The 13,318-nt window shown below is 63.8% G+C and carries 13 protein-coding genes and 1 pseudogene; 6 read left to right on the top strand and 8 right to left on the bottom strand.

The features are described 5' to 3' along the window. The first annotated feature begins 182 nt into the window (after window positions 1-182). The gene (locus B4F51_RS07010; protein WP_296224376.1) at window positions 183-533 is read left to right on the top strand and encodes a hypothetical protein; all 351 of its coding nucleotides are present in this window, start codon (window positions 183-185) and stop codon (window positions 531-533) included. A gap of 75 nt (window positions 534-608) precedes the next feature. On the opposite strand, the gene B4F51_RS07005 is transcribed toward B4F51_RS07010, so the two are convergent. Continuing rightward, entirely contained in the window at window positions 609-1,721 is a 1,113-nt protein-coding gene (locus B4F51_RS07005; protein ID WP_296224375.1) for a sigma-54 interaction domain-containing protein, read from the bottom strand. Between the two features lie 589 nt (window positions 1,722-2,310). Between B4F51_RS07005 and B4F51_RS07000 the strand changes: the two genes are divergently transcribed. Together B4F51_RS07000 and B4F51_RS06995 are read left to right on the top strand one after the other, a co-directional pair. Further along, on the top strand, window positions 2,311-3,717 hold the full coding sequence (locus tag B4F51_RS07000) for a sigma-54-dependent transcriptional regulator (protein WP_296224374.1): 1,407 nt from the start codon (window positions 2,311-2,313) through the stop codon (window positions 3,715-3,717). Window positions 3,718-3,743: 26 nt separating this feature from the next. Continuing rightward, window positions 3,744-4,733: a YihY/virulence factor BrkB family protein gene (locus B4F51_RS06995; RefSeq protein ID WP_296224373.1), complete on the top strand. Its 990-nt coding sequence runs from the start codon at window positions 3,744-3,746 to the stop codon at window positions 4,731-4,733. A 74-nt stretch (window positions 4,734-4,807) separates the two neighbouring features. Here the strand turns inward: B4F51_RS06995 and B4F51_RS06990 are convergent, their stop codons facing one another. Beyond that, on the bottom strand, window positions 4,808-5,035 hold the full coding sequence (locus tag B4F51_RS06990; protein ID WP_296224372.1) for a hypothetical protein: 228 nt from the start codon (window positions 5,033-5,035) through the stop codon (window positions 4,808-4,810). 345 nt (window positions 5,036-5,380) lie between these two features. On the opposite strand from B4F51_RS06990, the gene B4F51_RS06985 reads away from it, so the two are divergent. Next, entirely contained in the window at window positions 5,381-6,976 is a 1,596-nt protein-coding gene (locus B4F51_RS06985; protein WP_296224371.1) for a peptide chain release factor 3, read from the top strand. A gap of 338 nt (window positions 6,977-7,314) precedes the next feature. On the opposite strand, the gene B4F51_RS06980 is transcribed toward B4F51_RS06985, so the two are convergent. After that, window positions 7,315-7,938, bottom strand: a complete 624-nt coding sequence (locus B4F51_RS06980; protein WP_296224370.1) for a hypothetical protein — start codon at window positions 7,936-7,938, stop codon at window positions 7,315-7,317. A gap of 246 nt (window positions 7,939-8,184) precedes the next feature. Between B4F51_RS06980 and prfC the strand changes: the two are divergent. Further along, window positions 8,185-8,433, top strand: a pseudogene (prfC, locus tag B4F51_RS06975) (peptide chain release factor 3); the annotation flags it as partial. Between the two features lie 115 nt (window positions 8,434-8,548). Here the strand turns inward: prfC and B4F51_RS06970 are convergent. Continuing rightward, window positions 8,549-9,184 (bottom strand): hypothetical protein, encoded by a 636-nt coding sequence (locus B4F51_RS06970; protein ID WP_296224369.1) that lies wholly within the window; start codon window positions 9,182-9,184, stop codon window positions 8,549-8,551. A gap of 78 nt (window positions 9,185-9,262) precedes the next feature. Here B4F51_RS06970 and B4F51_RS06965 point away from each other — a divergent pair, with 78 nt between their 5' ends. Beyond that, window positions 9,263-10,342 (top strand): AraC family transcriptional regulator, encoded by a 1,080-nt coding sequence (locus B4F51_RS06965; RefSeq protein ID WP_296224368.1) that lies wholly within the window; start codon window positions 9,263-9,265, stop codon window positions 10,340-10,342. A gap of 18 nt (window positions 10,343-10,360) precedes the next feature. Here the strand turns inward: B4F51_RS06965 and mdcH are convergent, their stop codons facing one another. The 4 genes from mdcH to madL are packed head-to-tail and all read right to left on the bottom strand — an operon-like array spanning window position 10,361 to window position 13,104. Further along, window positions 10,361-11,293 carry a malonate decarboxylase subunit epsilon gene (gene mdcH, locus B4F51_RS06960; protein ID WP_296224367.1) on the bottom strand — a complete coding sequence of 311 codons (933 nt, stop codon included), beginning with the start codon at window positions 11,291-11,293 and terminating at the stop codon, window positions 10,361-10,363. Beyond that, window positions 11,290-11,925, bottom strand: a complete 636-nt coding sequence (locus tag B4F51_RS06955; RefSeq protein WP_296224366.1) for a malonate decarboxylase holo-ACP synthase — start codon at window positions 11,923-11,925, stop codon at window positions 11,290-11,292. Before B4F51_RS06955 ends, mdcH begins: the two co-directional genes overlap by 4 nt. Further along, on the bottom strand, window positions 11,922-12,686 hold the full coding sequence (gene madM, locus B4F51_RS06950) for a malonate transporter subunit MadM (RefSeq protein WP_296224365.1): 765 nt from the start codon (window positions 12,684-12,686) through the stop codon (window positions 11,922-11,924). Before madM ends, B4F51_RS06955 begins: the two co-directional genes overlap by 4 nt. Window positions 12,687-12,696: 10 nt before the next feature. Continuing rightward, window positions 12,697-13,104: a malonate transporter subunit MadL gene (gene madL / locus B4F51_RS06945; RefSeq protein WP_296224364.1), complete on the bottom strand. Its 408-nt coding sequence runs from the start codon at window positions 13,102-13,104 to the stop codon at window positions 12,697-12,699. Window positions 13,105-13,318 lie beyond the last annotated feature (214 nt).

The following is a 13,318-nucleotide window of genomic DNA, read 5'->3' as shown; positions in this document are numbered from 1 at the left end:
TGTCGTTTTTATATGCGCATTGTTGCCGGCACATGACAGGACGCCGCGCGCGTATGGCGATCATCGTGCGATGGCAATCCGTGCCAAGGCGGGTACATGTGTTGCTGAAGCGGCTGGGAAGCCGGCAGTGCGGCGATGCGCCGGCTTCGCGTTCCGTCACCGTCACCCGAAAGGAGAAACCGATGCAATCACGTACGCTGACTGCCACCCTCGCGGCCGCCATTCTGGCCCTTGGCATGACGACAGCCTATGCCCAGACCAACCCGGCGCCTGCAGACGCGCCCTCCAATGCGCCCAAGGCGGGCACGGACGCCATGCCTGCCGATGGCGGCACCGGCGCCAGCACCGAAGGCGCCAAGCCCAAGGCAAAGAAGTCGCGTCAACATAAGCCTTCGCGCAAGTCGGACGCATCGAGCGGTAGCAGCGCCAGCGATATGTCGGGCTCCGGCAAGGCATCGGGCGCGTCGGGTGGTGGCGATGCGTCAATGGGTTCCGGCAGTCCTCAGCCGGGCAGCACCAAGCAAAGCCAGTAATCGCGCACGCGCACGCATCTGCGCTGAAACATCAGCGTGGATGCGTGCGGGCGTGATTGTCGAGCGGGAGTGTCGTCAGGCCGCCACGCTGGCGGCCGCTGTGCTCTGGTAGAGATCCAGCCGGTTGTAGAGCGTCTTCAGGCTTACGCCCAGCGTCTTGGCCGCCTGGCGCTTGTCGCCGTGAAAGTGCTCCAGCGTGGCCAGGATCATGACGCGCTGCGCCTCGGCCAGCGTTACGCCCACCGACAGGCTCAGCACGCCTTCCTTGACGGTCGGCCGAGCAGGGCCGCGCGGTGGTGTCAGCGGGTTGTCCAGCTCGACGGTCTTCTCGCCGAGGATGTAGCCGCGCTGCACTGCATTGCGCAGCTCGCGCACGTTGCCGGGCCAGGCATGGCTGCGCAGCGCATCGAGTGCCGCGCGTGAGAACGCCTTGTCGGTCTGGTGCGCGGCGTTGAACTGCGCGAGAAAGTGCTGGGCCAGCTCTTCGATGTCGTCGCCGCGCTCGCGCAGCGGCGGCACGTACAGCGGCACCACGGCCAGGCGGTACATCAGGTCTTCGCGGAAGGTGCCGTCGGCCACCGCTTCCTGCAGGTTACGGTTGGTGGCCGCGATGATGCGCACGCGCGTCTGGATCGGCTCGGTTCCACCCACGCGCATGAAGACGCCGGTCTCCAGCACGCGCAAGAGCTTGACCTGCATCTCCACAGGCATCTCGGTGATCTCATCCAGGAAGATCGTGCCGCCGCAGGCATGCTCGAAATAGCCGATATGGCGCTGGCCCGCGCCCGTGAAACTGCCCTTCTCGTGGCCGAACAGTTCCGACTCGATCAGGTTGGGCGAGATCGCGCCGCTGTTCACGGCGATGAAGGCCTGGTCAGCACGCGGGCTCATGTCGTGCACAGTGCGGGCGATCAACTCCTTGCCGGTGCCGGATTCGCCCATGATGAGCACGGTGGCGAGTGTTCCGGACACCTTCCCGATCTGGCGATACAGCGTACGCATGACCGGCGCATGGCCATAGAGATGGCCGAAGTCGGGGGCGGCAATGGCGTGAGCGGCAGGGGCGTTGCCGGCGTCCGTTTTGGTCAGCACGCGTTCGGGCGCGTCGAACTCGGCCGGCGTCGGGGGGTAGGGCAGGCGCCCTGTGACGACTGCGCGATCGTCGGCGAAGGCTTCGCTCAAGGACATGGCTCCCTCGTGGTCGGTCGCGACGGGGGCGTCCTGGCGAGGCGTCGCCCGTTCAGCGATGGAGCCTCCTGAGGGCTTGGCGCGTCGTCATCCCGTCACATTGTGTTGAAAAGTTGAGCCATTATCGGGGCCGGCCGAGCGTGTTGTATGTCAGGCATGCGCTGACGTTTCGGCCGTCCTGTCGGCCAAACGCTGACAAGAAACCGGCCCGAAACGTCGGCGGGGCCTTGGTTCCATGCCATAAGCAGCCTGGCATGCGGCGTACCGTGTCCATTTGCCCCGATGGGTGGCGAAGCCTTGGCCTTCTCATCTATGCTGAGTGCACGGTCGTCCGTCCGGGCCGCCTTGTCGGAGTGATGCATTCGATCCTTTTCTTGCACGAAACCTTGTAAAAATGACCGGTTTCCGCATTGGCGACGTGGGTTTTGCGGCATAAGGCGTCGTACGTTTATTCGGTGGAATACTTCTTGCACCTGCCGCCCGCCCGGGCGCCCGCGGCATGCAGTTGCCCCGCGCGTTGACCGCCCGATTGTCGAATTTGGGCCGAGTTCGGGCCGACCTTGGGGCCCGCCCATTCAACCGAATCGAGATGCCACATATCCTGATTGTCGAAGACGATGCCAACGCGCGCGCAGCCCTGGGCGAGCTAGTGGGTGCGGAGGGTTTCACCACTGCGCTGGCCGGATCGCTGCGCGATGCGCGCATTCAGATGTCGCGGCACAGCCCTGACGCCGTGCTGATCGACCTGCTGCTGCCCGACGGAAACGGCATGGACTTGATGGAGGACATCGTCCCGCATTCCGGCACGGAAATCATTGTCATGACCGGCCACGCCAGCGTGGAGACCGCTGTCGAGGCGCTGCGCATGGGCGCGGCCGATTACCTCGTCAAACCGGTCAACTTCCAGCGGCTGAAATCCGTGCTGGCGCGTATTCCGCGCCCGGGCGATCTGAAGGCAGAGATCGGCAGCCTGCGCGGCGAACTGCGCCGCCTGGGCCTGTTCGGCCAGATGCTCGGCAACTCGCCGGTCATGCAGACGCTGTACGACCAGGTCAGCCGCGTGGCGCCCACCGAGGCCACCGTGCTGCTCATCGGCGAATCCGGTACCGGCAAGGAACTGGTCGCGCAAACCATCCATGACCTGAGCCTGCGTCGCAAGCAGCCCTTCCTGCCCGTCAACTGCGGCGCCATCTCGCCCAATCTGATCGAGTCGGAGATGTTCGGCCACGAGCGTGGCAGCTTCACGGGCGCCGACCGCCAGCACAAGGGCTATTTCGAGTGCGCCAACGGCGGCACGCTGTTCCTCGATGAAATTACCGAGATGCCGATCGAACTGCAGGTCAAGCTGCTGCGCGTGCTGGAGACCGGCGTGTTCATGCGCGTGGGCACCAACCGCGAGATCGATTCCGACGTGCGCGTGATTGCCGCCACCAACCGCGACCCGGAAGAAGCCGTGGCCGACGGCAAGCTGCGTGCCGACCTGTATCACCGCCTGAACGTGTTTCCGCTGCAACTGCCGCCGCTGCGTGAACGCGGCAAAGATGTGGAGCTGCTGGCGCAGCATTTCCTGGACCAGCTCAACGCGCAGAACAACACCAAGAAGGCGTTCCTGCCGCCCGCCATGGACACGCTGCGCGCCTACAACTGGCCCGGCAATGTGCGCGAGCTGCGCAACTATGTGCAGCGTGCGTTCATCCTGTCGGACGACGCGGGCATCGACACGGCCAATGTGCCGCTGCAGGTGTCGAGCACGCAAACCGCTTCCGGCTCCACGCTGACGATTCCGGTCGGCACCTCGCTGGCGAGTGCTGACAAGAAGATCATCCTGGCCACGCTGGAGCAATGCGGCGGCGTGAAGAAGCGGGCAGCCGAACTGCTCGGCATCAGCCTCAAGACGCTCTACAACCGGCTTGAGGAATACGGCAACGGCAACGCCGGCGGGGACGCCGACGGCAGTTCGGCCAGTTCGGGCCGAGCGCGCACCACGGAGGTGTGAGCCGCACCGCCTTGCAAGGAGTGCCCATGCGCCTGGCTGCCTTTCTCATCGACCGTGACGTGCTCAAGCGCTCTGCCCGGGTGCTGATCGGGGCGGGGCGGCTGTGGTCTGCGCATCGCGCGGCCAGCAAGGGCGCGGCGCTGTCGTTCTACACGCTGTTCTCGATGGCACCGGTGCTGGTGCTCGTCATCTCCATTGCTGGGTTGTTCTTCGGCGAACAGGCCGCGCGCGGCGAGATCTTCGGCCAGATCCAAGGGCTGGTCGGTGCGCAAGGCGCTGCTGCGGTGGAAACGGTGCTGGCTGCCACCAAGCGCTCAGGGCATGGGGTATTCGCCGCCGTGGTGGCCGTCGTGCTGCTGCTGGTGGGGGCCACCACCGCCTTCTCCGAACTCAAGGACAGCCTCGATGAACTCTGGGACGTACCGCCGCGCCAGCAGGCCGGGCTCTGGGGTTTGCTGCGCTCGCGGCTGCTGTCGTTCAGCCTGATCCTGGTGCTGGCGTTCCTGCTGCTGGTGTCGCTCATCGTCAACGCGGCGCTGGCGGTGGTGGAGCGCTTCTGGGGTGCGATGTGGTCGGGGGCAGGCCTGGGGCTGGTGCTGGTGGCCGAAGCGCTGTCGTCGGTGTTTGCGTTTGCGGTGGTGTCGCTGCTGTTCGGCACCATCTTCAAGATGCTGCCCGAGACGCGCGTGGCCTGGCGCGACGTGGCCCTGGGCGCGGTGGTGACGGCGTTGCTGTTCACGCTGGGCAAGCATCTCATCGGCCTGTATCTCGGCAACAGCGCGGTGGCGTCGTCGTACGGTGCGGCGGGCTCGGTGGTGGCGTTGATGCTGTGGATCTATTACTCCGCGCAGATCTTCTTTTTTGGCGCGCTTGTCACGCGGCAGTATGCGCTGCTGTTCGGCAGCCGCCAGGACGAGGCTGCCGGGTCCGGCACGCAGGCCGCGCTGCTCAACCCAACGCTGGCGGCCAGCCTGGCAAGCGGCGCCTCCGGCGGCGCGCGTGAACGTGATCGCTAGCGGAGTCCCCAAAACAAAAGGGCCACGATTGTGGCCCTCGATAGGGTAAGAACTGCGGGTGAGAAACCGCGCGACTAACCGACCGTCACCACGGTTTTGCGCACCGCCAGGATCTCGGCTTGCAGGGCGAGTGCGGCGAGTGCCCGCAGGCTGTCCTGCGGCAAAGCCTTGATCCGCTTGCGGCGATTGGCGGCACGCTGCTGGCGCGCCGCACGCAGGCTTTCCGCGTCCAGTTGCCACGCCTTGCGCGTGGTATCCAGGATGCGCTGCACCGCGGGATCGACAGGGGTTCGACTACGCACATTGGACTCCTTCTTCAATGTCGCAAAGCACCAAACACCGGGCTTTCGCGACGGACTCCACAATACGGGAGCTTCATGACAACTTCGATAGCACCGTCTCCGAAAGGGTTGTCGGAGCATTCCGACACCGGATTGGTCTCCCCCTTCCGGGGGACGGTTCCTAGGGAGTTTCCCCGCTTGGCAATCGGGTCAGTTGATCCTAAGCAAGGGCGCCGATCGCGTACAATCTCGGCTGCCCGAGGGTGACGAACCCGAGCGGGCACCCCATCGGCCGCCGGGATGACCCTGCCGGCCAGCGTGCACGCCGTGTGCGCATCCATTACTTCTCCCTTTTGGTTTTTGCCCGTGAGTACGCTGCAGCAGGAGATCCGGCGCCGCCGGACGTTCGCCATCATTGCCCACCCGGACGCGGGTAAAACCACGCTTACCGAGAAACTGCTGTGGTTCGGCGGCGCCATCCAGATGGCCGGCGCCGTGCGCGCACGCAAGGCCAACCGACATGCCACGTCCGACTGGATGGAAATGGAAAAGCAGCGCGGCATCTCGGTCACGTCTTCGGTGATGCAATTTCCGTACCGCAATGCCGGCGGCGATTACATCGTCAACCTGCTCGACACACCCGGCCACGAAGACTTCTCGGAAGACACGTATCGCACGTTGACCGCTGTTGACTCGGCAGTGATGGTGATCGACTCCGTCAACGGCGTGGAAGCGCAGACCATCAAGCTGCTCAACGTCTGTCGCCTGCGCAATACGCCCATCCTCACGTTCATCAACAAGCTCGACCGCGAGGGCCGCGCGCCCATCGAGCTGCTCGACGAAATCGAAAGCGTGCTGCAGATCCAGTGCGCGCCGATGACGTGGCCGATCGGCATGGGCAAGTCGTTCAAGGGCGTGTATCACCTGGTCAACGACACGGTGCAGTTGTTCGATCCGAATGCCGATACCGAGAAGGGCGCCACCGCAGGCCTGATTCAAGGTCTGGACAATCCCGAGCTGGACCGCGTGCTGGGGTCGCAGGCCGAAGAGCTGCGCATCGACATCGAACTCGTGCGCGGCGCTTCGCACACCTTCGACAAGGAAGCGTTTCTGGCCGGTAAGCAGTGCCCGGTGTATTTCGGTTCGGCGGTGAACAATTTCGGCGTGCAATCGCTGCTCGATGCGCTGGTGGACCAGTCGCCCGAACCGCTGGCGCGCGCCACGCAAACGCGCGAAGTGGCGCCGATGGAGGACAAGTTCACAGGCTTCGTCTTCAAGATCCAGGCCAACATGGACCCGAAGCATCGCGACCGCATCGCTTTCGTGCGCGTCTGCTCGGGCCGCTTCGAGCGCGGCATGAAGCTGCTGCAGGTGTCGACCGGCAAGACGGTCGCCATCAACAACGCCATCACCTTCATGGCGCAGGACCGCAACACTACCGAAGAGGCGTTTGCCGGCGACATCATCGGTGTGCCCAACCACGGCACGATCCGCCTGGGCGATGCGTTTACCGAAGGCGAACCGCTCAAGTTCACGGGCATCCCGTCGTTTGCGCCGGAATACTTCCGCCGCGCGCGCCTGAACAATCCGCTCAAGCTCAAGCAGTTGCAGAAGGGCTTGCAGCAGTTGGCCGAAGAAGGTGCCACGCAGATGTTCCGTCCGCTGTCGTCGAACGATCTGGTGTTGGGCGCAGTCGGCACGCTTCAGTTTGATGTGGTCGCGCACCGTCTGGAGCACGAATACGGTGTCGACGCCATCTTCGAACCGTACGAATGCGCCACAGCCCGTTGGCTCAAGGGCAAGCCGGAAGATATCGACAAGCTGATCGACAAGGCGGGCCACAACGTGGCCGTCGATGGTGCGGGCGATTACGTGTACTTGGCGCCGAGCCAGGTGAACCTGCGGCTGACGCAGGAGCGGTTTCCGGATATCCAGTTCATGGAGACGCGGGAAGTCGTTTAAGAGGAGCGGGGCCGCGGGCCCCGCTGCAAGATAGAGCAAGCTAGACCAAGCGCGTCCCATCCAGCGCAAGTAGCGCCCACACAAGAACGAACGGCCCAGACCACATTAGTCTGGAGAGGCGACTCGCTTGCTTGGCCACCAGTGCCCAGGCTGCAATGCCACTAGTTATCCATAGCGTGACACCCGAGATGACATAGTGGGCCTGCGATTGGTAGGTCCACATGGCAGCGGCAGGGCCTTGTGCAGCAAAAGGGTATTCCTGCGGTGCTATCAATGCGCTCCAGAGTTCCAATGGCATCAGCACGAAGATAAAGCCGGGAATGGCTGCGGCGGCGGCTCTAATAGCGAACTTCCAGTTCCATGTCTTTTGCATAGTACAAAAACTCTTTCGCAAACGATTCCATCGAGTCGGTGAGATCAATGCACCCAATTGAGCCGGGATACCAGCCGCCGTGAATGGTGAAGTTATTTCGGCCGTGCACGTTTGTTCCAGAGCTTGGGCGCAAGCCAATGCGACGCGTGCCCCATGCGATCGTGCACCCGGGCCATCGTCCAACCTTGATGTTGATCAGGTTCAGTATGCATGCCGCACGGTTGAAGAAAGGCGTGTCCTCCCATCGCTGAAAGTCCGACTGCAGAGCAACGTAGAGTCCTTCCGGGATCGGGCCGACGTCCTTCATTGTTTGATGTTCTTTCCCGCTGAATCCGGGTTTTCCAGAAAAGGCTGACCATCTCATCAGCGCCGATCTGTCTTCGATCCATTGCAGGGATTTTCCATCAAAAAGAAGTTTTGCCCGACGTTTTTCAATGCGATGTTCCACTTCCTCAAGATCGAGCAATCTGACAATGTCACGTGGCGTAGGTGTTTTAAAAAGACTGTGGCGAAATTGCTCTTCAACGAGATCTCTGTAATCCCTAAGTAACATCGGGTTTTCTTCAATCTCTTTTTCAAGATAGGTCATGGTGCTTCAAGCTTGAGAATTGGTGCCAAGTGGATGGATAGGGACTGAATGGGCGCGCCGAGCAGGATTGGGGCCGCGTGCCTGACGAGCTTCTGGCTGTTTTAGTGTGGTGGCGCTATGAGCGAGTGTCCGCACGACAGGAAGCTGCGGGTGCGATCAGTTTTCAATGCATGCTCCTTCGAGGTCAGAGAATGAATCTTCTATACCGGACGCCCGAGGGACTGTATGTAGGGAAAATCTGATTTCGTGGTCGCGCACCGCCTGGAGCACGAATACGGTGTCGACGCCATCTTCGAACCGTACGAATGCGCCACAGCCCGTTGGCTCAAGGGCAAGCCGGAAGATATCGACAAGCTGATCGACAAGGCGGGCCACAACGTGGCCGTCGATGGTGCGGGCGATTACGTGTACCTGGCACCGAGCCAGGTGAACCTGCGGCTGACGCAGGAGCGGTTTCCGGATATCCAGTTCATGGAGACGCGGGAAGTCGTTTAAGGCAAAAAGAACGGGGCCGAGCGCCCCGTTTTCTTTTGTGCCAACGGTCGTCTCAGGTGTCGTGAGCACTATCCCTTAGTGCACAGGGCAGGACCGGCCCGAAACGCACGGTCATTCAAATCCAGCCAAACGCGCCACCAAAGATGCCCAGTGCCAGCGCCACCACACCGGCCAGCGTGCCAACGGTGGCAATCTGGCGCTTGATCGACGCCATGTCGTGCACCCAATAGGCCACCAGAAAGAACGGCAGGTAACCGACCAGCCAGATCAGGAACGGTGCGCCCGCGTTCCAGCCACGCCACTCCCAGGTGAGCGCGCCGATGCGGTTGAGCCACACTTCCACGATCACACAGAGCACGGAATTGACGCACGCGAAGAGCCAGCGGTTGTTGATGCCGAAAATTCTCAATGTGCGATCCGCTGGCAGCGTGCGTACGGCAAACAGGCCCATGATCGCGAACATGAAGGTGATCTCGATATTGAGGCCGATCAGGATCACATAGGCGGAGCTGCCGGGCGTACCCCATACCGGCGCGAAGCCGGAGAAATGAAAGAACAAGCCGTTCCAGATTTCATTGACCCAGTCCATCAGCCAGAAGGCAATGCCGCCCAGCACCACGCCCCAGCGTTTGGCGGCGGCCTGCTCCCCGTATGCGTAGATCACCAGCAGCAAGAGGGGAATGACGAACCATTGGAAGTGCGAGGAATCCCGCAGTACGGCCTGGGCTTGGGCGGCGGATGTGGCGATCACAAAGGTCTCCTGTTTTGTTGTGCCGCCAATCGTAGGGACTGCGTATCTGTTCCAGCTTGACAGCTCAGGCCATCTTTTTTGACACTTCAGGCCATGCATCGCGAGGCCATCCTTTCCGCCAATCCCAACCTTCCGCTTGCCGGCAACGTACCGGGCTCGTACGTCCGTCTGTTGTTCGAGCATCTCGAACGACTGGAAGTCAGCGTCGGCGATGTGCTGGGCGAAGCGATGCCTCCTCTTGGGCCCGAGCAGACGTATCGGGCCGAGCACTGGAGGCGCCTGCTGACGCTGGCGGCCATTCACTTGAATGACCCCGTGCTGGGCGTACGCATTGGCGCGAGCATCACCCCGGCGCACCTGGGGCCGCTGGGCTATGTGTTGCTGGCCTCAAGCTCGGCTGCTGCCGCCATGGAACGTTATGTGAAGTACCAGCGCCTGGTGCACGATGTCAGCCCGGTTCGGCAGTACTTCGATGGCCAGAGCGTGGTGCTGGAGTGGGGCGACGACTCGCGTGCGATCGGGCTGCTGGCCAACCAATGCGGCCTTGCGTCGTTGGTGCAGTTCGCGCGCAACATCACGGGGGCGGACGTGGTGCCGGACTCGGTGCATTTTGTCGAGCCCGAGCCGGACGATCCTGCGCCGTACGAGCATTTCTTTGGCTGTCCGGTATTGTTCGGTCAATCGGCCACGCGCATCCGCTTTCCCGCAGCGGTGCTCGGCATGCCGTTGCGCCAGCCCGACCCGGGGCTGGTCCAGATGCTGGAAGCGCAGGTGCAAGCGTCTGCCGCGGCGTTGCCGAACATGAGCGATCTGCTGGAAGACATCCGCCGGTTGATGTCGCGCCATCTTTTTTCGGGGGACGCGGCTCTGGAGCTTGTTGCACGGGAACTGCACATTTCGGGGCGCACCTTGCGGCGGCGCCTGGCGGAATCCGGTTGGAATTTCCGTGGCTTGCTGGAGAGCATCCGCCAGCGCATGGCCGAAGACTACCTGCGCGATGCCCGGCTGACGCTGCCCGAGGTTGCGCTGCTGCTTGGCTACTCGGAACAAAGCGCCTTCAATCGCGCGTTCAGGAGGTGGACCGGGATGACGCCAAAGCGTTGGCGGTCGGCTGCAGGCGAGTCGCCGGCCCACGTGCACACGGGAGATGCCCGGTAGCGAGATCGAGCGTTGCGCTCATCTGTCGGCGCGCCGCTGGCGCTGTATCCGTACCCGCACCGCATCCAGCCCGCCGCCCGCATCGAGCACGGCGTCATCGGCAAACACGCCCTGCGCCAGCCGCGTCAGCACGCCGCCTCCCGGCACCTCCACCGCCATGCGCGCACCACGCTCGAATGCATGCCGCAGCGTGTCGTGCCACAGCACGGGCCGCGCCATGTTCCAGGCAAGATCCTCGACGATGAGATTTGCGCGAAAGAGCGCACGTGCGCGGCTGCTGCTCACATAGGTGACCTGCGGCGCGTGGACGGTGGCCTTTGCTGCGGCGGCTGCCAACTCCACTGCCTGCGCGTCGAGCAGCGGGCAATGCGACGGCACCGCCATGCAAAGCCGGATCGCCGCCGATGCGCCGTGCGCCTGCGCGCGCGCCATGACCTGCGCAAGCGCGGCATCGCTGCCCGCCACCACAATCTGCCGCTCTGCGTTGAGGTTGGCGACGAAGGCCGGCGTTGCTGCGGAGTGGACCTGCGCAACGATGGCACTCACTTCCGGCTCTGCCAACCCGATGATGGCCGCCATGCCGTAGCCGCCCGGGTAGGCGTCTTCCATAAGCTGCGCGCGCAGGCGGACAAGCCGTAGCGCATCGCTGAAATCGAGCACGCCAGCCACTACCGCTGCCGGCCATGCGCCAATCGACAGTCCAGCCACCATGTCGGGCACGGCATCTTGGCGGACGAGCGTGCGTGCTACGGCCACACCCGCTATCAGCAGGCAGAGTTGGACGGAGACGGTCGAGCGCAATGCTTCTGCCGTGTCGAGTGCAAGCGGATCGCTGCCCAGCACGTCGCCCGCTTCGGCCAGCGTTTGCACGGCAACTGGGCCGTCCGGCAATGCATGCAGCATGCCCGCGCGCTGGCTGCCCTGGCCGGGGAACATGAACAGGATGCTCATACGCGTTCGCTCCAAGGATCGGCGACGAGTCGTGGGCCGTGATCCGTCTTGAGCAGCGTCTGGTGTGGCGAGGCGAGCCAGTCGCGCAGCGCGAAGCCGCCGTGGCCGGTGTCGATCTGCAGATCGACACGGCATTCGGTGCTTTCCAGCACGTTGACGAGGCGCGCACAGTGCGCGGCCGATGGCGCATTTGGCATACGCACGACAAGGTCAAGATCGCTGTCCGCGTGCAGCACGGGCAGGCTACTGGCGAGCGCAAAGCCTGCACCGCCGGTTGGGCCCCACGCCCAGCCGAGGGCATCAAGCGCGAATGCCAGCGCGCGTAGGGTGCGCAGCGCTGCGAAGGGCGCGTCGTGCGCGATGGTGGCCGCAGTGCCCGCAAGCGCTTCAGGTGTCATCACGCGCGTGATGCTGGTGGCGGCTACGGTGGCCGCACAGCGTTCATGCCGCGCGCTGCCGCGCAGGCCAACCGGCACCACGCCATCTGCCCCGTGCGGTGCGCGTCGCACCACCACGGGCGCGCCCTGTCTGTACACGGCGACGGCCCAGTCCGGCAACGGCGCGCCGTCCGTCGCCGTGGGCGTCTCGGACACCCACAGCAGATCGTGTGCGCGCAGCGGTGGATGTGTCATCGCACCAGCGCCTGCGTCGCCAGGAACAGCACCGATGGCCCCAGCAGGCAGCCCAGGCCCGTGTGGAATGTCGCCACCAGGGCGCCGTAGGGCACCAGCCGCCGGTCCGTGGCCGCAAGCCCTGCCGACACGCCGCTGACCGTGCCCGCCAGCCCACCGAACACCATCGCTGCACGCGGGTTGTTCAGCCCAAGCGTCTTCGCCGCAAACGGCGTGCCGACCATCACCAGGATCGCCTTGATGAGGCCCGTGGCGATCGACAGTGCCATGACGTCAGAGCTGGCACCCAGCGCTGCGCCCGTGACCGGCCCGACGATATACGTGACCGCGCCCGCGCCGATGGTCGTCATGCTGACCGCATCGGTGTAGCCGAACGCGCGTGCAACCAGCGCCCCGACGATGAACGGCAGCACCGTCCCCAGCAGCAGCGACACGGCGCCGATCAGACCTGCCTTGCGCGCCTCCGTCACCTGCACCTCGAAGGCAGTTGCCACGATGGCGAAGTCGCGCAGCATGGCGCCGCCCATCAGGCCGATGCCGCCGAACAGCTTCAGATCGGCCAGGCCGCGCTCGCCGCCGGTCTGCATGCCGCCCCAATAGGCGAGCACCAGCCCGATCATGATGGCAATGGCCGAACCGTGTATGCGCCCGAAGGTCAGCTTCTTGGACAGCCACATCGATAGGCCCATGATCAGCCCGACGACAGCAAACGCGGCGACCAGCCCGTTGTGCTGCAGAACCTTCTCCAACATTGAGAACATGGCGGTCTCCTTATGCGCTGACTTGTTCGGACTCGGCTAGCGGCGGCAGCGGTTGCCTGTCTTCTGCCTTGCCCGTGCGGTTGATCAGTGCGATGCAGACACCGCACACCACCACCGCGCCAATGGCGCCGAGCAGTGCGACCGGCCCGCCGCGCAGCGCCGTCACCACGTTCTGCGTGGCGGCCATCGCCACCACCACCGGGATGTACATGGCGCCCCAGAACGAGACGCCGGCTTCCGTGGCGGCCGGCATCAATCCACGCCGGTGCAGATAGAGTCGCGCGAAGATGAGCAGCAGCATCGCGATGCCCACGCCGCCTACATTGGCCTTCACGCCGATGGCCTGGCCGAGCAAGTCGCCCAGGAAGAGGCCGGCGAGGTGACACAGCGCCAGCAAGGTCGTACCGTAAATGATCACGTCTTGTCTCCTGAAGGAAAGCGGCGGTGTTTCGCCTGTTATGTGTGCTGCTGTTTGGGGGCAAACCATTTGGGTTGATGGTGTGTCCCTGTTTTCGTCCCCTGCCGGGGCCGACTCACTTTCTTTGTCTTGCCAAAGAAAGTCAGCAAAGAAAGGCGCGCCCGAGATGGCGACTTCCCCTTGAATTTCTGTCGCAGGGAGGGGAAGGAGGCAA

The sequence above is a fragment of the Ralstonia sp. UBA689 genome, from assembly GCF_002298975.1.
Taxonomy (GTDB): Bacteria; Pseudomonadota; Gammaproteobacteria; order Burkholderiales; family Burkholderiaceae; genus Ralstonia.
This window is presented reverse-complemented; position numbering and strand designations above follow the sequence as displayed.